Below are 20,325 nucleotides of genomic sequence, written 5' to 3'. Positions count from 1 at the left end.
TATGTTTGGCTTGGAATTTCATTGTTTTTGTATTATAATCAACAATTTTATCGCATTTATGGTAAAAAAACCGATTAAAGGCTTATCCCTTAATCGGTTATAAAGAGTATTTAATTACTTTCTTTTGCTTTTTCTTCTTTTTCACGCTTTTCCTTGATAACTGCTTTATGGGATAGATTTACCCGGCCCTGGTTATCAATTTCAGTTACTTTAACTTCTAATTGATCACCGAGTGAAATCACATCTTCAACTTTGTTTGTACGTGCTTCCTGCAATTCAGAAATATGCACAAGTCCATCTTTTCCGCTGAAAATTTCAACGAACGCACCGAATTTTTCAATTCGCTTTACTTTTCCAAGATATACTTGACCAATTACAGCTTCACGTACCATATTCTCGATAATTTCTTTCGCTTTCGCGTTTTTCGATGAATCGGTAGAAGAAATAAAGACAGTTCCGTCTTGTTCAATATCAATTTTAACGCCGGTCTCTTCAATTATTTTATTAATATGCTTACCGCTAGGTCCTATGACATCACGGATTTTATCCGGATTAATCGTAAGCTGAATAATTTTAGGAGCATAGTCAGAAAGCTCAGATCTCGGTTCCTGGATGGTCGCAACCATCGATTCTAAAATATGAAGTCTTCCTTCTTTTGCCTGCAAAAGGGCTTCCTCTAAAATCTCACGAGTCAGTCCGTCAATTTTAATATCCATTTGAAGGGCAGTCACCCCTTTTGCTGTACCTGCAACTTTAAAGTCCATATCACCAAGATGATCTTCCATTCCCTGAATATCTGTCAGGATGGTGTAGTCATCACCTGATTTAACAAGTCCCATAGCAATACCTGCTACTGGTGCTTTTAACGGAACACCGGCATCCATCATTGCAAGCGTACTTGCACAAATACTCGCTTGTGAAGTAGATCCGTTTGATTCAAGCACTTCAGATACAAGACGAATGGTATAAGGGAAATCTTTTTCGTCTGGCAGAACCTTTTCAAGTGCCCGCTCACCGAGAGCACCGTGACCAATTTCCCGGCGACCCGGTCCTCTGATTGGTCCAGTTTCACCTACGCTGAATAATGGGAAATTATAATGATGCATAAAACGCTTAGATTCTTCTATTCCCAAGCCGTCTATAATCTGAACGTCTCCAAGAGCTCCAAGAGTCGCAATGCTCAATGCCTGCGTCTGGCCTCGTGTAAATAATCCAGAACCATGTGTTCTAGGCAAAACGCCTACTTCTGAAGACAGGGCACGTATCTGTTCCGGATTTCTTCCGTCCGGCCGTATTTTATCTTGTGTAATCTGACGGCGCACTTCTTCTTTCACCATCTTATCCAAAGCTTTTTTCACTTCTTTGATTACAGCTTCGTCCGCTTCTTCTTCCGCATAAAGAGCAAGAATCTCGTTTTTAACTGCTGAGATAGCTTCATCGCGAGCCTGTTTTTCCTGCGTTTGAACTGCATCAGCCATTTTACCTGCTGCTTCCTGTTCTACACGTGCAACAATTTCTTCATCAAGGCTTGCTAAAACGATTTCCCGTTTTTCTTTCCCAGCCGCTGCTACAATTTCTTCCTGAAACTTGATCAGACGCTTAATTTCTTCGTGGCCGAACATGATCGCTTCAAGCATCGTTTCTTCTGGAATCTCATATGCTCCAGCTTCTACCATATTTATCGCATCTTTTGTTCCAGCAACAATGAGCTCCATCAAGCTTTCATTTTGCTGTTCGATCGTTGGATTGATGATAAACTCATCATCAATTAACCCTACCATTACACCTGCAATCGGTCCGCCAAAAGGAATATCTGAAACACATAAAGCCAGTGAGGATCCAAACATCGCAGCCATTTCAGAAGAACAGTTCTGCTCTACACTCATAACCATGCTCATAATTTGAACATCGTTGCGGAAGCCATCCGGGAAAAGCGGTCGGATCGGACGGTCAATTAAACGGCTTGTAAGAACAGCACGTTCACTTGGGCGGCCCTCCCGTTTAATAAAACCTCCCGGAATTTTACCCACGGAATACATCCGCTCTTCATAATTTACTGTTAAAGGAAAGAAGTCTAATGGTTTAGGTTCTTTAGATCCTGTTGCTGTACTTAAAACGACCGTATCGCCATATCTTATAAGTGCTGCTCCACTTGCCTGTTTTGCCAATTGCCCAACTTCCACTGTCAGTTGACGACCGGCCCAGTCCATGGAGAATACTTGTTTTTCTTGTTCCATTTTTTAACCCCTTTCTTTTATCACATAGAAACTTGCCTGTATAAAAGCCATAATGTTCGATGCTTCTTGCATACAGAAGCGAACAACAGCATTTCCACTATGTAGAATTTAAATGATCATATGATCTTATTCAAGATTTTAAATACCATTTTTTTGCTAATAAAAAAGCGGGACAAGTCCCGCTTTTCTGCATTCATTCTTATCGGCGCAGTCCAAGTTTGTTAATTAGTTCACGGTAACGAGAAACCTCGTTAGTACGCAAATAAGTTAACAGATTACGACGGCGTCCTACCATTTTTAATAGCCCACGACGTGAGTGGTGATCTTTTTTGTGAGTACGAAGATGTTCATTTAGGTTGTTGATTTCTTCTGTCAGGATCGCGATTTGTACATCCGCTGAACCTGTATCTCCTTCGTGTGTACGGTACTCTTGGATCAATTCATTCTTGCGTTCTTGTGTAATAGCCATAATTGTAGCCTCCTGTAAAATAGTTTAATCCCCGATAACCGAGCAATCGTTGGAGTGATCGAATTGCCAAGCAATGGTTCATGTTCATGCCTCTTAAAGATACCACAAATGACTCTCAACTGCAAGTTTAGCATTAAGGAGTTTTAAAATACAGGATGGCATCCTCTTTATCTTTTTCAATTTGAGAAACAAGCTCATCAATCCCGTTGAATTTCCGCTCACTTCTGATTCGTACATGCCACTCAACCATAACTTTTTCACCATAAATGCTTTCATTATAATTAAACAAATGAACCTCAACCGAAAGTACTTTATGGTCGGGGTCATTAAATGTTGGCTTATACCCAACATTGCATACACCTTCAAACCACTCATCATGAACAAAAAGGCGGACTGCATATACTCCTGTTGCCGGAATGAGCCCCTGATGGCTGACTTGAATATTGGCAGTAGGAAAACCAATTTTTCTACCTCTTTTATCCCCGTGAACCACCACGCCTTCAACAGTGTAAAAATAGCCCAGCAGCTGCTTAGCTTGATCTACTTTTCCTTCATGCAGAGTTTTACGGATGCGTGTTGAACTGATTTTTTCTTCCCCATCCTTCATTTCACCCACTGTAGTGGAGGTAAATGCCTGACGTGAATGAAAAGGCAAAGTTTCCATCGTTCCTCTTCCGAATTTGCCATATGTATAATCAAATCCTGCAGTAACATGAGTTACATTCAGGTCAATAAGATACTGGTCAACAAACTGCTGAGGCTCCAGGTTTGCAAAGTTTGATGTGAAACGGACAATAAATGCGTAGTCTAGATCCATTTGTTTAAAAAGCGCAATCTTTCTGTCCAGGGAAGTTAAATAATCAATTTCTTTTTTTTCTGTACTCAAAACGACTGACGGGTGAGGATCGAAAGTCATAACGCCGCTTTTAAGCCCGTTCTTCTTCGCGTAATCTATGGCAGTTTGAATGACTTTCTGATGACCTGCATGCACGCCGTCAAAAAAGCCCAGAGCAAGAGAAAGTCCCGGGAGATCCTCTTTTTTTATCGAATGGGGATGATGCAGAGTAATTACTTCCATTGTCGATTCCTTTCTCAATCGATCCAAAGCACTTTTACAGGTTTTATAAGTCCTTCTTTGGATGGATGAAGATGATAAATAGCGACTGCCCTGTCTTCAGCATATAATGCGACCGGTTCATTTTGTGATCCGCTCCAGTCAGGCGGTGTTGGCAGTACAGAACCATTTTTAACTCTACTTGCAACTGTATCATTAATAAAGTATTTCTTCAATTGAATAAGACCCGTCTCCATCGGGTGCAAAACTGTTCTCATTGAATCCCGCTCAGCAGCAAGTTCTTCTAATTGAGACAGGGTTACACAATCCTCCGGTCCAAATGATGCGGACCTGGTGCGTGTTAATGATGACATATGAGCAGGGTAGCCAAGCATTTCCCCGATCATAACAGCAAGTGTTCGAATATAAGTCCCTTTCCCGCAATCAATATCTATTGTAAAAGTGATTGTTCCATTTTGGTGAGTCAGGGAATTTTTATCAAGTCTAATATCATAAATGCTGACTATTCTAGAGGGTCTCTCAACTTCGATCCCCTGCCTTGCATATTCATACAGCCGCTTTCCATTCACCTTCACTGCTGAGTACATAGGAGGGGTTTGACGAATTTCTCCTGTGAGATGACGGAGCACCTCTTCTATTGTTTCTTCGCTCATTTCATTTTCTACCGTTTTGGTTTCTACCGTTTCCCCCTGTGCATCTTCAGTTGTCGTCGATAGACCGAGAACGACTTGAGCCCGATAAGATTTACCTGAGTCCGTTATATATTCAGCAATCTTTGTTGCTCTCCCTAAACATATTGGAAGAACTCCATCCACTTCAGGATCGAGAGTGCCTGTATGACCAACCTTTTTCATACGGAGAATTTTTCTAACCTTAAACACACAATCATGTGAAGTCATCCCGGCCTCTTTCCAAATCGCCAGTATACCGTCCATAGTTCCATTCCTTTCAAAGACCCTAGTATGAAATATAAAAAGAGCAGCAGACCATGTTGAAGCGAATAAAACGCCTCTCCTCTAAAGGATTGTCTGCTGCTTCATATTATTGTTCTCTTTCTTTTAAATCACGGATCAAAGATTCGATACGGTTACCTGTATCAATGGACTCGTCAAATTCAAACAGGAGCTCGGGGGTTTTACGCAAACGGATACGCTGCCCGATTTCAGAACGTATAAACCCTTTTGCTTTCGCAAGTCCTCTTAACGTGTTTTCACGCTGTTCTTCATCTCCAAGCACAGTTATATAAACGGTTGCCTGCTGAAGATCACCTGTGACCTCAACATCTGTTACCGTAACGAAACCAATTCTGGGATCCTTAATTTTTCGGCCTATTATGTCGCCGAGTTCTTTTTTCATTTGTTCACCGACGCGATTCGATCGTAAAGACATTGGTGCATCACCTCTCATTTAAATGGTCGGTATCCATTTACATGAAGTCGATAGCAATCGAGACAGCCTCCCATTCGGGAAAAGATTCCATCAATTTTAACGCACGATGAATTTCTCTTTCCGCTGCATCTTTTGAGGAGGCTACTGCAACTAACTCAATCGTTGTTCTTTGCCACACATCTTGATGGTCGACTTCAGCAATAGATATATTGTACTGCCTTTTTACTCTTGATAGAACACGCTGCAGTACGGCCCTTTTTTCTTTTAAAGAATGGGAATGATCTATTTTAAACTCGCATTCCGCATAAGCAATCATTAGCGTTTGATTTCCTGCATAATAAACGCTTCAAAAATGTCGCCTTCTTTAACGTCATTGAACCCTTTAACTGTAATTCCGCATTCATAGCCTTTTGCAACTTCTTTTGCGTCGTCTTTAAAGCGCTTCAGGGTATCTAATTCACCCTCGAATACAACTACGCCGTCGCGGAGAAGGCGAACACCGCTGTCTCTGGTGATTTTGCCATCAATAACGTAGCTGCCCGCTATTGTTCCGACTTTGGAAACTTTAAACGTTTGACGAACTTCAGCCTGGCCAATTACTTTTTCTTCGAATTCAGGATCAAGAAGTCCTTCCATCGCTGACTCAATTTCCTCAATTACTTTATAAATAATACGGTGCAAGCGTACATCCACCTGCTCGGCATCTGCAGCACGCTTGGCATTGGCATCAGGCCGAACGTTAAAGCCGATCACAATGGCGTTTGAAGCGGCAGCAAGGGTAATATCAGACTCTGTAATTGCTCCAACTGCAGTGTGAATGATTTTGATATTAACTCCTTCAACACTGATCTTAAGAAGTGATGCTGCTACGGCTTCTACTGAACCCTGAACATCTCCTTTAACAATTACATTAAGATCTTTCATTTCTCCCTGTTTCATCTGTTCAAACAGATTGTCAAGACTCACTCTTGTTTTTTCGCCGCGCTGTGCCTGAAGTGCTTGCTGAGCACGCGTTTCTCCAATTGAACGAGCGGTTTTTTCATCTTCGAATACAACAAACCGGTCGCCCGCCTGTGGTACATCATTTAATCCCGTGATCTCAACAGGAGTCGATGGACCAGCTGATTTTACACGGCGTCCCAAGTCGTTAACCATTGCACGTACACGTCCAAATGTATATCCTACTACAATTGGGTCGCCTACATTTAATGTACCATCCTGAACAAGCAAAGTGGCTACAGATCCACGCCCTTTATCCAATTCTGCTTCAATAACAGTTCCTAAAGCACGGCGCTTAGGATTTGCTTTATATTCTTCAACCTCGCCTACGAGGAGAATCATCTCTAATAGGTTGTCTATTCCGTCTCCGTTTAATGCAGAAACCGGAACAAAAATGGTATCGCCTCCCCAAGCTTCGGGAACAAGTCCATGTTCTGTCAGTTCCTGCATGACGCGATCTGGATTAGCTGAAGGTTTGTCCATTTTGTTTACAGCAATAATAATAGGAACTTCGGCTGCTTTCGCGTGATTAATTGCTTCAACTGTCTGAGGCATCACACCATCATCCGCTGCTACAACAAGAATGGTAATATCAGTTACTTTAGCTCCACGCGCCCGCATAGTTGTAAAAGCGGCGTGTCCAGGTGTATCAAGAAAAGTAATTTTCTTGTCATTCACTTCTACCTGATATGCTCCGATATGCTGCGTAATCCCGCCAGCTTCGCCTTCTGTTACTTTTGTTTTACGTATGGAATCAAGAAGAGTTGTTTTTCCGTGGTCAACGTGACCCATAATCGTTACAACGGAAGGACGCTCAATTTGGTCAGCTTCATTTTGTTCTTCTTCAAAATACGTTTCAAGATCTGTAGAATCAATCAGAATTTCTTCTTCAACCTCAACACCGTAGTCGGCACAAATTAATTCAATGCCGTCTTTGTCAAGCTCCTGATTAACTGTTGCCATTGTTCCAAGCATAAACAATTTTTTAACAATTTCAGATGGTTCGCGGTGCAGCTTCTTTGCCAGTTCAGCAACTGTCAAAGATTCAACAAATGTAATCTTTTCTGGAAGTTCTTTTTGCTTAACCGGCGCAGGCTGGAAAGGCGTCTTCGACTTCTGGTTGCGGTTTTTCCCGCCGCGTCCGCCTTGATTAATTCCACGCTGGTTTGAATTGCGGCCTTTTCCGCCCTGGTTCTGTCCGCCTCTATTTCCCTGAGCTCCCTGATTTTGGGGACCTCTGTTAGAGTTATTTCCCTGTGCGGGTTTGCCGCCTTGGCTTTGCCCTGAAGATTGAGGACGGCTTTGAGACTTACCTTCCTGTTTCACTGATTTTGTTTCCTGTTTGGGTGCAGTTGAATTTCCTTTGTTATAAGAAGCATCCAATTTCGTGATCGCCTCTCCTTCTAATGTCGCCATATGATTTTTCACTTCGATATTCATGGTCTTTAATAGGTCAATGACTTCTTTACTGGTGACATTTTGTTTTTTTGCATATTCATATACACGTATTTTACTCATTCGTTCACCCCCGTTAAGATTCATCGAGCAGTGTGATCAGCTTTTTGGCAAATCCGGGATCAAGTACCGCAATTGTTACCCTGGCTTCCTTGCCAATTAAGTGACCAAGCGTGTAACGGTCGGTTACCCTTCGCAAAGGGATTCCATAATGCAGGCTTTTATCCGTTATTTTTTTCGCTGTATTTTCAGAAGCATCTTCTGCAAGTAAAACAAGCTTTGCTTTGCCATTCCTGACTTCTTTTATGACAAGTTCTTCTCCTGATATCACTTTTCCTGCCCGAGTTGCAAGACCGAGCAGAGACATCCATTTAGGCTGGCTCATTTTGGCTGGTCCGCTTCCACTTGTGCAAGCAGTTCATCATATATAGAATCATCTACTTTTGCCTGTAAGTGGCTTGCTAATATATTTTTCTTGCGTGCTTTTAAAATCGCATCCTTATCTTTGGAAAGATAAGCACCACGACCTGATTTTTTTCCTGTTAAATCAATGGAAACATCGCCTTCTTTTGTTCTAACGATCCTTACCATTTCTTTTTTCTGTTTCATCTCATTTGTAGCAATGCATTTACGCAGAGGAATCTTTCTTTTGGGCTGCATGTTTTTTCGCTCCCTTTATTCGATATCATCATCCGAATAAGTATAGGATTGATCCATTTCTTCTTCGGTAAACAAAGGCTGGTCGTCACGTGGGTATATGCCCATTTCACGCGCATCTGTCTCACTTTTAATATCGATCTTCCAGCCGGTCAGTTTTGCTGCCAGCCGCGCATTTTGCCCACGCTTCCCAATTGCAAGTGACAATTGGTAATCAGGAACAACTACTGTGGTGGCCTTGTCTTCTTCTTTCACCTGAACATCAACCACTTTTGACGGGCTCAATGCATTCGCCACAAAGATTGTAGGATCTTCAGACCACTCAACGATATCAATCTTTTCCCCTTTTAGTTCATTCACAATCGCCTGTACACGGGTTCCTTTTGAACCTACACAAGCACCTACTGCGTCCACTTCCTCGTTGTCAGAGTGAACTGAAATTTTGGAACGGTCTCCTGCTTCGCGGGAAACAGATTTAATTTCTACTGTTCCATCAAAGATTTCAGGCACTTCAACCTCGAAAAGTCTTTTGAGCAGACCCGGATGTGTTCGTGAAACAAAAATCTGAGGACCCTTAGTCGTCCGTTCAACTTTTGTAATATATACCTTGATCCGGTCGTGAGGCTTATAGGATTCGTTCGGCATTTGCTCATTTAAAGGCAAAAGCGCCTCTATTTTGCCTAGTGCCACATATATAAATCGGTGGTCCTGACGCTGAACAATACCGGTCATAATGTCATCTTCCCGGTCAACGAATTCTGTGTAAATAATTCCGCGTTCTGCTTCCCTTACCCGCTGAGTAACTACCTGCTTTGCTGTTTGAGCCGCAATACGGCCGAAGTTACGCGGTGTTACCTCAAGTTCAACGATATCGCCAACTTCAAACGCGGGATCTTTTTCGTGGGCATCCTCCAGAGATATTTCAAGCCGTGAATCAAACACCTCATCCACTACTTCTTTTCTGGCAAAAACTCTCATAGACCCATTGTCCAGATTAAGATCTACACGCACATTTTGTGCCTGATTAAAATTCCGCTTATACGCTGAAACCAAAGCAGCTTCAATCGCATCAATCAATACTTCTCGATCGATTCCTTTTTCTTTTTCAAGAAAAATCAAAGCATCCAATAATTCCGTACTCATTAATTTGTCATCTCCCTTCAAGCCCCGTGCACCATGTTCAATTAAGAAAAAGAGACAGCAAGTCTGGCTTTAGCCACTTTTTCTTTTGGAATTGTCATCGTTTTTTTTCTTGTTTTGATTGTAACGGCGATTTCAAGTGTGATCCCATCATAGGAAGTTAAAACGCCTTCGATTTCCTTCATTCCGTCAACCGGTTCATAGGTTTTAACAAACACGTTCTTGCCGACTGCTTTTTGAAAATCTTTTTCCTTTTTTAAAGGACGTTCTGCTCCCGGAGAAGAAACTTCCAAAAAGTAGTTCTGCTGAATTGGATCCAGCTCATCTAATTTTTCACTCAGGCGCTCGCTTACTTGCCCGCATTCTTCAATATCCACACCATTTTCTTTGTCAATATAAACCCTTAAAAACCAATTAGAACCTTCTTTAACAAACTCAACATCAACGAGTTCTAAGTTCATATCATTTAGAATAGGGGTGGTTAATTGCTCTACGAGTTCAATAATTTTACTCATCCGTTTCCTCCATTATTCTTTGAAAAATGTCTGAAACAACACAAAAGAGCGGGCGGCACCCACTCTTTCGACGTCAGAGTTATCAGTAGTATTTCCAACAGTATAATACCATATATTGCGTTATGATGCAAATGGATCAGAATAGAGAAAGCTGGTTCTGATCCGGCAATCCTTCGAGGCACCCTTGCGAATCCAGAAACTCAATAATGGTTTTTGATACCTTCCCTCTTTTTTGCAGATCTTCTTTTGATAAAAATTCCCCATTTTTTCTTGCCTGGACGATGTTTATTGCAGCATTCGTACCCAGGCCCGGTATCGCGTTGAAAGGCGGAATGAGAGAATTCCCTTCAATAATAAAATCTTTCGCATCTGATTTGTATAAATCAACCTGCTTAAATGAGTATCCTCTTTCGCACATTTCCAAGCTCAGCTCCAGTACGGTCAACAGGTTCTTTTCTTTAGTAGAAGCGTCAAGCCCTTTAGCATTAATTTCTTCCATTTTTGACTTGATGATCTGCGACCCTGCCGCCATAGCCTCTAAATCAAAATCTTCTGCACGTACTGTAAAATAAGCAGCGTAATACAGAATGGGATGATGAACTTTAAAGTAGGCAATTCTTACTGCCATTAAAACATAGGCAGCGGCGTGAGCTTTTGGAAACATATATTTGATTTTTTTGCAGGAATCAATATACCACTCAGGCACATTATTTTTTTTCATTTCTTCTTCCCACTCAGGAGTCAGTCCTTTACCTTTTCTCACAAATTCCATGATTTTAAAGGCAAGTGACGGTTCCAGCCCCTGATAGATCAAATAAACCATAATGTCATCCCGGCACCCTATTACATCCGAAAGCTCGCAAATCCCGTTATGAATCAGTTCCTGAGCGTTCCCGAGCCATACATCGGTTCCATGGGAAAGCCCTGATATCTGTACCAGTTCTGAAAACGTAGTCGGCTTTGTATCTTCCAGCATCTGGCGAACGAAGCGGGTTCCAAACTCGGGTATGCCATAGGTTCCGGTTTTACACATGATCTGATCTTGTGTGACGCCTAATGATTCAGTTCCACTGAAAATTTTCATTACTTCCGGGTCATCTGTCGGAATGGTTTTGGGATCAATGCCGGATAAGTCCTGAAGCATGCGGATAACCGTTGGGTCGTCATGTCCCAGAATATCAAGCTTAAGCAGATTATCATGGATGGAATGAAAATCAAAATGAGTTGTTTTCCACTCTGAAGTGCTGTCATTAGCCGGGAACTGAATAGGGGTAAAATCATAAATATCCATGTAATCCGGTACGACGATTATTCCGCCTGGATGCTGGCCGGTGGTGCGTTTTACTCCTGTACAACCTTGTGCCAGCCGCTCTACTTCAGCCCCCCTGTAATGCAGATTATGATCACCTGCATAGCCTTTTACATAGCCAAAAGCGGTCTTATCTGCTACTGTGCCGATTGTTCCGGCACGATATACATAGTCTTCTCCAAAAAGATCCTTGGTGTAATTATGCGCTACAGGCTGATATTCGCCGCTGAAGTTTAAATCAATATCGGGTACTTTATCGCCTTTAAAGCCAAGAAATGTTTCAAACGGGATATCTTGTCCGTCTTTGGTAAATGGAATCTCACAATCCGGACAATTCTTATCCTCAAGGTCAAAACCTGAGCTGACAGATCCGTCATCAAAGAACTCAGACTTTTTGCAGGAAGGACAGACATAATGCGGCGGCAGTGGATTTACTTCAGTTATTTCCGTCATCGTTGCGACAAAAGAAGATCCGACAGAGCCCCTCGAACCTACAAGATATCCATCAATCAGCGACTTCTTTACGAGTTTATGGGAAATAAGATAAATAACTGCGAATCCATGCCCGATAATACTCTTAAGTTCTTTTTCAAGCCGGGCCTCAACAATTTCCGGAAGTACTTCTCCGTATATACTGTGAGCCATAGAATAACTCATGCTTCTCATCTCATCATCGGCGCCGTCAATCTTTGGAGTAAATAAATCATCTTTAATCGGCTTAAGATCCTCGATCATATCCGCGATTTTATTTGAATTTGTAACAACAAGCTCTTTTGCTTTTTCTTCACCAAGGAATTTAAATTCTTCAAGCATTTCGTTTGTCGTTCTAAAATGAACATCGGGCAGTTCATGTCTGTTTAAAGGATTCGCTCCGCCCATGGAGGAAATCAGAATCTTTCTATATATTTTATCGTCAGGGTCCAAATAGTGAACATTTCCGGTTGCCACTGCGGGAATATTCAGCTTATCGGCCATAGCCGCAATCTTTTTCATAATCTCTTCCAGATTATTTTCATCTCTGATTAATTCCATCTCAATTAAGTGGGCGTATGCCGGCTTGGGATGCAGTTCAATATAATCGTAAAACGCAGCCATATCTTCAACTTCTTCTGAAGATTTTTGCATCATTCCTTCGAAGACCTCACCTTTGTCGCAGCCGGAACCAATAAGTAATCCTTCCCGGTGCTTTTGTAAAACTGATCGTGGAATTCTGGGCACACGGTAAAAGTAGTTTAAATGAGATATAGAGATAAGCTTAAACAGGTTTTTAAGGCCAGCCTGCGAGGTCGCTAAAAGTGTGACGTGGTTCGGTCTTGCCCGTTTAAATGCTTCACCCACACCCATATAGTCATTTAATTGATTATGGTTGTAAATCTCTTTTTCCTGTGCCTTTTTAAGCATTTTAATTAAAATATATCCGGTTGCTTCGGCATCATAAATCGCTCTATGGTGCTGTGTAAGATCTACCTCGAACTTTTTTGCTAATGTGTTGAGGCGGTGATTTTTCATTTCAGGGTGCAGAAATCGAGCGAGTTCCAGAGTATCAATTACAGGGTTTGGCGCTTTTCCAAGACCAATTCTGCGGTAGCCCACATTAAGAAACCCCATATCAAATGACGCATTATGCGCCACAAGGATATCGTCTTCTGTCCACTCATGGAAATCTTTCAATACATCTTCAATTTCTGGAGCGTTTCGAACCATATCATCTGTTATGCCTGTTAAATTGATTGTAGTAGCGGAAAGAGGATGATGCGGATTGGCGAACCGCTCAAATCTGTCGATAATTTCTCCGCCTTTTATTTTTACAGCTGCAAGCTCAATTATTTTATCGTACACAGCTGATAAACCCGTTGTTTCAACGTCAAAAACAATGTAACTTGCATCCTCTAAATTGCGGTCTGCAGCGTTATACGCAATCGGTACGCCATCATCAACGAGGTTTGCTTCTACTCCATATAAAATCTTTATGTCATTTTTCTGCCCTGCAGCATACGCTTCAGGAAATGACTGTGCCACAGCATGGTCTGTTATCGCGACGGCTTTGTGCCCCCATTTCCTGGCTTGAGCAACGAGCGATGATACAGAAGATACAGCATCCATCTGGCTCATTGGAGTATGAAGATGAAGCTCCACTCTTTTTTCATTCTCAGGTGCTGAATCTTTGCGAAGATCCGGCTGAATTTCCATAACGTCCTGAGCAATCATGACGAGATCCCGCACAAACGTGTCATTTTGAATGGACCCTTTCGCCCGAACCCACATTCCTTTTTTCACATTATTCATAATTGCTGCGTCTTCTTTATCCCGGGAAAACATTTTGACAAGGATAGAATCTGTGTAGTCAGTAACTTTAAACGTCAGCAGGGATCTGCCGCTTCTCAGCTCTTTAACTTCAGCATCAAAGATTAATCCCTGAATAGCAATTTTTCGTTCCTCATCCTGAATGGTTTGTATTTCCACCGGTTCGTCAGGCTTAATCGAATAGCCAATCGAAACGGGGCCGCTTGGAGCGTCGCTTTGTTTTGAATCCTCCATCTTCTGCATTTCCACAATCGCTTGCTTTGCCCATTCTTCCTCTTCTTTTTTCTTTGATTCGACAAAAGCATCATACTCAGCTGTAGACTGATTTTCACTGACTTCCGTTTGGAGTGTGAGAGCTGGAAAACCCCATTTTGAAAATGCAGAACATAGCAATTCAGCGTATTTATTCTTGATTTGCATACCTTCAGTTTCATTTGATACTTTTACAAGCAGGCGATTACCATTAATAACCGGCAGCTGGTTGTTTAATAAAGCCAATAAAGGAGGTGCAATTCCCTGAAGCTCTTTTAAACATGTACTCCAGTAATCCGTTATTTTTTCTTCAGAAAAGGTATTTGAAACCGTTATTACCGTAAAATCAACCTGGGCAATATGCTGGAAGGACTGTGAGAGTCTCATTGAAAATTCATTCATAACCCCGCACGGAACAATATCATTAAACAGAAAATGAAAATGCCACTTCTTACTGTTCTTATGCACAGACAGGCGGGTAATCTCCCCATCCTCAAAAAATTTCATATACTCATCGTCGGTCATATTAAGCTGTGTTAAAAGCAGCCTGAATTTTTCTTTTTTTGTTAGTTCAGCAGATTGATTCATATTTCCCCCTAATCAGACATAAAGGCTGGCACATTCGCGCCAGCCTCCCGTCATCTTTCCAACCTTAAATATTAGACAGCTGTCGGAAAATATCTTGTAGTTTGTCAGTCAGTTCCTCTTTTTGTACTTCGTAGGTTTCTCCGGACCTGCGGATTTTCACTTCCACAATTCCTTCAGAAGCTCTTTTTCCTACTGTAATTCGTACAGGGAGGCCGATTAAGTCAGAATCCGTAAACTTAACACCCGCCCGCTCTACACGGTCGTCAAGCAATACCTGGTATCGATAATCAGTAAGCAATTTATAAAGCTCGTCTGCCACTTGCGACTGTACTTCATCCTTCATATTAATAGCAATAACATGAAGATCATACGGCGCGATATTTACTGGCCAAGTCAAGCCGTTCTCATCATTAAATTGTTCAGCGATTGCTGCAAGTGTTCTCGAGACTCCTATGCCGTAGCAGCCCATAATCATCGGCTTGGAACGTCCATTCTCATCCAGGATATTAGCCCCCATAGATTCACTGTAGACCGTACCCAGTTTAAAGACATGTCCTACTTCTATTCCTTTTGCGAATTGTATGCTGCCTTTTCCATCCGGAGAAGGATCTCCTTCCAGAATAAATCGCAGGTCTTCAACTAAATTTACTTCGAAATCCCGGCCCAGTTGAGCATACCTAAAGTGAACGCCTTCTTCGTTAGCCCCAATGATCAGATCTCCCATTGCCTTTACAGCGTTGTCTGCAAGAATCTTAACATGTTCAGATACTCCTGCCGGTCCTAAAGATCCTGCATTAGCATTAAGATGTTTTACCGTTTCTTCACGGGTTGCCATTTCAACTACTCTGGCACCTAGAGCTCTCTTAACTTTAATATCGTTTACTTCATGATCCCCGCGAACCAGAACAAGAACGGGTTCTTCATCAGCTATAAAGAGAATTGACTTCACAATATCTTCAGACTGTACCTGAAGGTAATCTGCAACATCAGTGATTGTTTTCTGATCCGGCGTTTCAACGCGCTCCATCTTTTTGCCGCTGTGAGGACGCTCTGAATACTGAGTCGTAACTGCAGCCATTTCAAGGTTCGCTGCATATTCCGAGGAGTCAGAAAATGCAATTGTATCTTCCCCAATATCAGACAAGACCATGAACTCATGATTGTCTTTTCCACCAATGGCACCTGAATCAGCTTGTACAGCTCTGAAATTAAGTCCGCAGCGTCTGAAAATATTTGAATAGGCCCTCATCAGGTCTTCATAGGACTGATCAAGACTTTCCAGGCTGCTGTGGAAAGAATAAGCATCTTTCATCAAAAATTCTCTTCCGCGCAGCAAGCCAAATCTTGGTCGTTTTTCGTCTCGGAATTTTGACTGGATCTGATAGAGCGTAAGTGGAAGCTTTTTATAAGAACTGATTTCATCACGAAGCAGACTTGTAATAATTTCTTCATGCGTTGCACCCAGTGCAAAAGCACGGTTGTGACGGTCGGTCATCCTCATTAATTCAGGGCCGTAGGTTGCCCATCTCCCGGACATTTCCCAAAGTTCTGCCGGCTGAAGGGCTGGCATTAAAATTTCAACGCCGCCCACTGCATTCATTTCTTCCCTGACGATCGCTTCAACTTGTTGAAGCACTTTTTTCCCGAGGGGCAAAAAAGAATAAATACCGCTTGCGTTTTGACGGATAAATCCCGCTCGTAGAAGCAGCTGATGGCTTTTGATGTCTGCATCAGCCGGAACTTCACGGAGCGTTGGAATTAGTGTTTGACTTTGCTTCATTTTTTCACACCTCTATTTTCTACTGTAAAAAGAATCGTTGAATATCATTCCATGTTACGACAATCATTAATAGCATAAGTAAGGCAAAGCCTACAAAATGAACCATTCCTTCTTTATGACGGTCAACGGGCTTGCCGCGCAGTGCCTCTACTCCGAAAAACAGGAGTCGTCCTCCATCAAGAGCAGGGAGAGGCAGAAGATTCATGATTCCCAGGTTGATGCTTAAAATTGCACCCCAATGCATTAAATTGTAAATGCCCGTTTGAGCGACAATCTCAGTGGATTTATAGATTCCAACCGGTCCGGATAAAGCATCGATCGTAAATTGGCCTGTGACCAATTTACCAAGGGCATCAAATATCATAACAGTGAAAAAGTACGTTTGTTCTCCTCCGAAAACGACTGCCTGAACCGGCGAAGGAGAGCTTTCAATTGGACCATATACACCTATTCTGCCGATATCGCTGCCTTCAGCGACTTCAACCGCGTCTGGAGTAACCTGAAAGGACATAGCATCTCCATTCCGCAGAATATCCATCGTTACCTCTGTATCCGGATTTTCTTCAATTATAGCTGTTAAATCAGACCACTCAGCTACAGTCTGACCATTGATTCCTTCAATCCGGTCGCCTTCCTGCAAGCCAGCTTCAGCAGCGGCTCCATCCTCAACCAATTCACCAAGAAGCGGCTCCTGCGTAGGAACACCCTGAAGGAAACCGATAATCATGAAAACGATAAATGCAAGTACAAAGTTCATTAGGGGACCTGCAAAAATTGTGATCGCTCTATTTCCAAGAGATTTGGAATTAAACTGTCTGTTCCACGGGGCAATTTGTGACTCTACACCATCTTCGACAAAAACAGCATCTTTTGCGATCGTAAACGTTTGAAGGGTTTCTTCCCCTTCCTCATAGCCTTTAATATAAAGCTCATGTTCAATATCCGCTTCAGCAACTTCTACAACACGAAGATTAGGGTAGCGGTCTTTATTGTTAATGACCATTTTTTGGACAGTTTCATCTTGGTTTACTAGAAGACCGACACGGAAACCAGGCTTAAGATCAACCATTTCAGGATCTTCTCCTGCCATTCTGACGTACCCTCCAATGGGGAGCAAGCGAATGGTGTACTGAGTTTCATTACGTTTGAAAGCCAATACTTTTGGCCCCATGCCAATGGCAAATTCACGGCACAGTATGCCTGCACGCTTTGCAAAAACAAAATGGCCGAGTTCGTGGAAAAATACCAGTGCGCCAAATATAATAATAAATGCGATGACCGTATTCATCGTCACAACCACCTTTTTTTATAATTACTGTCACAAATCCTTACCTTATTGTAGCACGTTCAAAATTAGCGGGGTAGCTTTCCTAACGGTAATTAGAAAGAATTCGTGAACGTATTTCCCTGTCAATATCAAGAATGGTCTCAAGATCTGGAGAGTGCATCACTTCATGGCTGTTCATGGCCTTCTCGATTACTTCTTCAATTTGTAAAAAGCTGATTTTTCCGTTGATAAAAAGTGAAACGGCCGCTTCATTTGCCGCATTCATCACCGCTGGAAGTGACCCGCCTGATTTTCCTGCTTCATATGCAAGAGTCAGACAGCGATATCGCTCAAAATTCATTTTTTCAAAATGAAGCTTTCCTGCATCCTCGAGCCTTAAGCGTTGAGGGTTCTTCATCTCAAGCCTGTCTGGATAGGTTAAGGCGTATTGGATAGGAACTCTCATGTCCGGAGATCCAAGCTGCGCCATTACAGAACTGTCCTGAAACTCCACCATGGAATGAATAATACTTTCCCTGTGAAGGAGAACATCAATCTTGTCATAGGGCAGATCAAAAAGCCAATGTGCTTCAATTACTTCAAGACCTTTATTCATCATAGTAGCTGAATCGATGGTGATTTTCGCACCCATTGACCAGTTAGGGTGGTTCAAAGCATCCTTAAGGGAAACTTCTTTTAATTGCTCTCTGGTTTTATCTCTGAAACTGCCTCCGGACGCTGTTATAATCAACCGATCGATATTTTTTCGGTTTTCTCCCTGTAGTGCTTGAAAGATTGCGGAGTGCTCACTATCAACAGGAAGCATCATGACATTATGCTCTTTTGCTGCATTCATGACGATTCCGCCTGCAGTAACAAGCGTTTCTTTATTTGCTATAGCAATTGTTTTTTTTGCTTCAATTGCTTTTAGTGTCGGCTCAAGCCCTACACTTCCCAGCACAGCGTTAACCAGGATATCGGTTTGCTGATGAGTGGCTGTTTCAATCAGACCATCCATTCCCCATAACACTTTCGCTGATACATCTGTTTGTAAAGATGCGGCATCTTCTTTATGCTGAACCGAAATCAGTTCCGGATTAAATTCTATCGCCAGCTTACGTGCCATATCAATATTTTTACCGACTGAAAAAGCTGTGAGCTTAAAGCTGTCGGGATGCTCACGGATTACATCAATGGTCTGTGTGCCAATTGACCCTGAGGCGCCCATTAAACTAATTTTTTTCAAAAAAGATCCCCCTGACTAGATTAGTTGCAGAATTTTCATAAGCGGCAGAACAAAGAGCAGGCTGTCAAAACGATCCAGCAGACCGCCGTGCCCCGGCAGTATCCGACCAGAGTCTTTTACACCATAATGTCGTTTTAAAGCAGATTCAACAAGGTCTCCGATTTGTCCCATGGCAGATAATATGACAGTAGCAAACATTAAGTACCACATATTCACTTCCAAAGGAGCAAGAATAACAAAGATCCAAGCAGCAGCGATCGCTGACAAAATGCCTCCGACAAACCCTTCTACGGTTTTATTTGGACTTATGTCCGGCCACAGCTTTCTCTTCCCTATAGCCTTCCCTATAAAATATGCACCTGAATCTGTCGTCCAGATAATGAGTAAAGCATAAATCACCCAAGATATATCGGCCTCTCTTGCTACCAGAAAATAATAAAAACCAATTCCTACATATAGCATTGCAAATATAGAAAAAGCTGCATCATCAAACGTAAATCTGTTTTTCTTCATCACCGTGTAAACCAGCAGCAGAAGCACTGATAATAGAGCGGACTCTATTTTAGAGTAGTCCAGCTGGTTTAAAATATCATAATAATCATTTGGCAGAAGAAAAATCCATAATGTTGCTGTTGAAATGACACCTGGTATAGAAAGGACATCAATGGATCTCATTTTCAAGATCTCATAAAGAGCAATTGACGCAATAACATATGTACCGAGTGTGAAAATTAATCCGCCTACCCAAACAATCGGAATAAAAAGCGCAGCCGCAATTATCCCGGTGATTAACCTTTGCTTCATCTAAGATTCCTCGCTTTTTAATCCACCATATCTTCTTGAACGCTTTTGAAAGCCTTCGATCGCTTCAATTAAGTGTGCGTCGCTGAAATCCGGCCACAAAACATCTGTAAACCAAAACTCTGCATAAGCTAGCTGCCATAGCATAAAGTTGCTTAATCGAATTTCCCCGCTTGTACGAATCAGGAGATCCGGATCATTTAAATGGCTTGTCATTAAGTGCGATGAAAAAATGGCATCATCAATTTCGTGTGCATGAAGTTTACCTTCCTGCACTTGTTCAGCTAATGATTTAACGGCATTGAGTATTTCTGATCGGCTCCCATAATTAAGAGCAAAATTCAAAACCATGCCATTATTCTGTTCTGTTGCCTTCACTGCTTTTTCAACAGCTTTAAGAGTATGTGCGGGAATTTGAGACCGTTCCCCCATCATTCTTACCTGTACATTTTCCTCTATCAACTCAGGCAGGAAAGTCCCCAGGAACTCTTCCGGCAGCTTCATTAAATAATCCACCTCTAATTTAGGGCGAATCCAGTTTTCCGTTGAAAATGCATAAAGGGTTAATGCCTGAACTCCCATTCTGCTCGCAAGCCGGGTGATGGGACGGACTGCCTTCATGCCTTCATGATGACCGGCAACTCTTGGCATCGCGCGTTTATTTGCCCACCTTCCGTTTCCATCCATGATAATAGCAATATGATTTGGCATCTGATATTTCATACATTCAATAATGCGATCATCAAGGGTGTCCGGCTCTTTCGTGGACTTCCATAATTTCATTTTATCGAGCATTGTACATCCCCCATACAGTGATTGAATTACAACATGCTTTTCCTATC

At 42.1% G+C, this 20,325-nt stretch carries 17 protein-coding genes; all 17 read right to left on the bottom strand.

Annotated elements, in window-relative coordinates; genetic code table 11:
* Window positions 1-110: 110 nt before the first annotated feature.
* Entirely contained in the window at window positions 111-2,237 is a 2,127-nt protein-coding gene (gene pnp / locus ACQCT8_RS04225) for a polyribonucleotide nucleotidyltransferase (protein WP_426868728.1), read from the bottom strand.
* Between the two features lie 199 nt (window positions 2,238-2,436).
* Window positions 2,437-2,706: a 30S ribosomal protein S15 gene (gene rpsO, locus ACQCT8_RS04220; protein WP_278239047.1), complete on the bottom strand. Its 270-nt coding sequence runs from the start codon at window positions 2,704-2,706 to the stop codon at window positions 2,437-2,439.
* Window positions 2,707-2,839: 133 nt separating this feature from the next.
* On the bottom strand, window positions 2,840-3,784 hold the full coding sequence (gene ribF, locus ACQCT8_RS04215) for a bifunctional riboflavin kinase/FAD synthetase (protein ID WP_426868726.1): 945 nt from the start codon (window positions 3,782-3,784) through the stop codon (window positions 2,840-2,842).
* A 14-nt stretch (window positions 3,785-3,798) separates the two neighbouring features.
* Window positions 3,799-4,716 (bottom strand): tRNA pseudouridine(55) synthase TruB, encoded by a 918-nt coding sequence (gene truB, locus ACQCT8_RS04210; protein ID WP_426868724.1) that lies wholly within the window; start codon window positions 4,714-4,716, stop codon window positions 3,799-3,801.
* A 106-nt stretch (window positions 4,717-4,822) separates the two neighbouring features.
* Complete coding sequence (gene rbfA / locus ACQCT8_RS04205) at window positions 4,823-5,170, bottom strand: 30S ribosome-binding factor RbfA (protein ID WP_041057552.1); 348 nt, start codon at window positions 5,168-5,170, stop codon at window positions 4,823-4,825.
* Window positions 5,171-5,207: 37 nt separating this feature from the next.
* Window positions 5,208-5,486 (bottom strand): DUF503 domain-containing protein, encoded by a 279-nt coding sequence (locus ACQCT8_RS04200; protein WP_278239043.1) that lies wholly within the window; start codon window positions 5,484-5,486, stop codon window positions 5,208-5,210.
* Window positions 5,486-7,687: a translation initiation factor IF-2 gene (infB, locus tag ACQCT8_RS04195; RefSeq protein ID WP_426868722.1), complete on the bottom strand. Its 2,202-nt coding sequence runs from the start codon at window positions 7,685-7,687 to the stop codon at window positions 5,486-5,488. The genes ACQCT8_RS04200 and infB overlap by 1 nt, the downstream gene beginning before the upstream one ends.
* A 13-nt stretch (window positions 7,688-7,700) precedes the next feature.
* Window positions 7,701-8,009, bottom strand: a complete 309-nt coding sequence (locus ACQCT8_RS04190) for a YlxQ family RNA-binding protein (RefSeq protein WP_426868721.1) — start codon at window positions 8,007-8,009, stop codon at window positions 7,701-7,703.
* On the bottom strand, window positions 8,006-8,284 hold the full coding sequence (rnpM, locus tag ACQCT8_RS04185; RefSeq protein WP_278239040.1) for an RNase P modulator RnpM: 279 nt from the start codon (window positions 8,282-8,284) through the stop codon (window positions 8,006-8,008). Before rnpM ends, ACQCT8_RS04190 begins: the two co-directional genes overlap by 4 nt.
* Window positions 8,285-8,299: 15 nt before the next feature.
* A complete protein-coding gene (gene nusA / locus ACQCT8_RS04180; RefSeq protein WP_426868718.1) occupies window positions 8,300-9,424 on the bottom strand; it encodes a transcription termination factor NusA in 1,125 nt (374 codons plus the stop codon).
* 41 nt (window positions 9,425-9,465) lie between these two features.
* Window positions 9,466-9,936 carry a ribosome maturation factor RimP gene (gene rimP / locus ACQCT8_RS04175; RefSeq protein WP_278239038.1) on the bottom strand — a complete coding sequence of 157 codons (471 nt, stop codon included), beginning with the start codon at window positions 9,934-9,936 and terminating at the stop codon, window positions 9,466-9,468.
* Between the two features lie 136 nt (window positions 9,937-10,072).
* Window positions 10,073-14,389 (bottom strand): PolC-type DNA polymerase III, encoded by a 4,317-nt coding sequence (locus tag ACQCT8_RS04170; protein WP_426868716.1) that lies wholly within the window; start codon window positions 14,387-14,389, stop codon window positions 10,073-10,075.
* Between the two features lie 64 nt (window positions 14,390-14,453).
* Window positions 14,454-16,169 (bottom strand): proline--tRNA ligase, encoded by a 1,716-nt coding sequence (locus ACQCT8_RS04165; RefSeq protein ID WP_426868714.1) that lies wholly within the window; start codon window positions 16,167-16,169, stop codon window positions 14,454-14,456.
* 19 nt (window positions 16,170-16,188) lie between these two features.
* On the bottom strand, window positions 16,189-17,457 hold the full coding sequence (gene rseP / locus ACQCT8_RS04160; RefSeq protein WP_426868712.1) for an RIP metalloprotease RseP: 1,269 nt from the start codon (window positions 17,455-17,457) through the stop codon (window positions 16,189-16,191).
* 82 nt (window positions 17,458-17,539) lie between these two features.
* Complete coding sequence (locus tag ACQCT8_RS04155) at window positions 17,540-18,682, bottom strand: 1-deoxy-D-xylulose-5-phosphate reductoisomerase (RefSeq protein ID WP_426868710.1); 1,143 nt, start codon at window positions 18,680-18,682, stop codon at window positions 17,540-17,542.
* Between the two features lie 15 nt (window positions 18,683-18,697).
* Entirely contained in the window at window positions 18,698-19,486 is a 789-nt protein-coding gene (locus ACQCT8_RS04150; RefSeq protein ID WP_426868708.1) for a phosphatidate cytidylyltransferase, read from the bottom strand.
* Window positions 19,487-20,278 (bottom strand): isoprenyl transferase, encoded by a 792-nt coding sequence (locus ACQCT8_RS04145; RefSeq protein WP_426868706.1) that lies wholly within the window; start codon window positions 20,276-20,278, stop codon window positions 19,487-19,489.
* Window positions 20,279-20,325: the final 47 nt, after the last annotated feature.

Origin of the sequence: Jeotgalibacillus proteolyticus (assembly GCF_050107735.1) — a bacterium.
Taxonomy (GTDB): domain Bacteria; phylum Bacillota; class Bacilli; order Bacillales; family Jeotgalibacillaceae; genus Jeotgalibacillus; species Jeotgalibacillus proteolyticus_A.
Note: the sequence above shows the minus strand (reverse complement) of the source record. Positions and strands in the feature narration are given on the sequence as shown.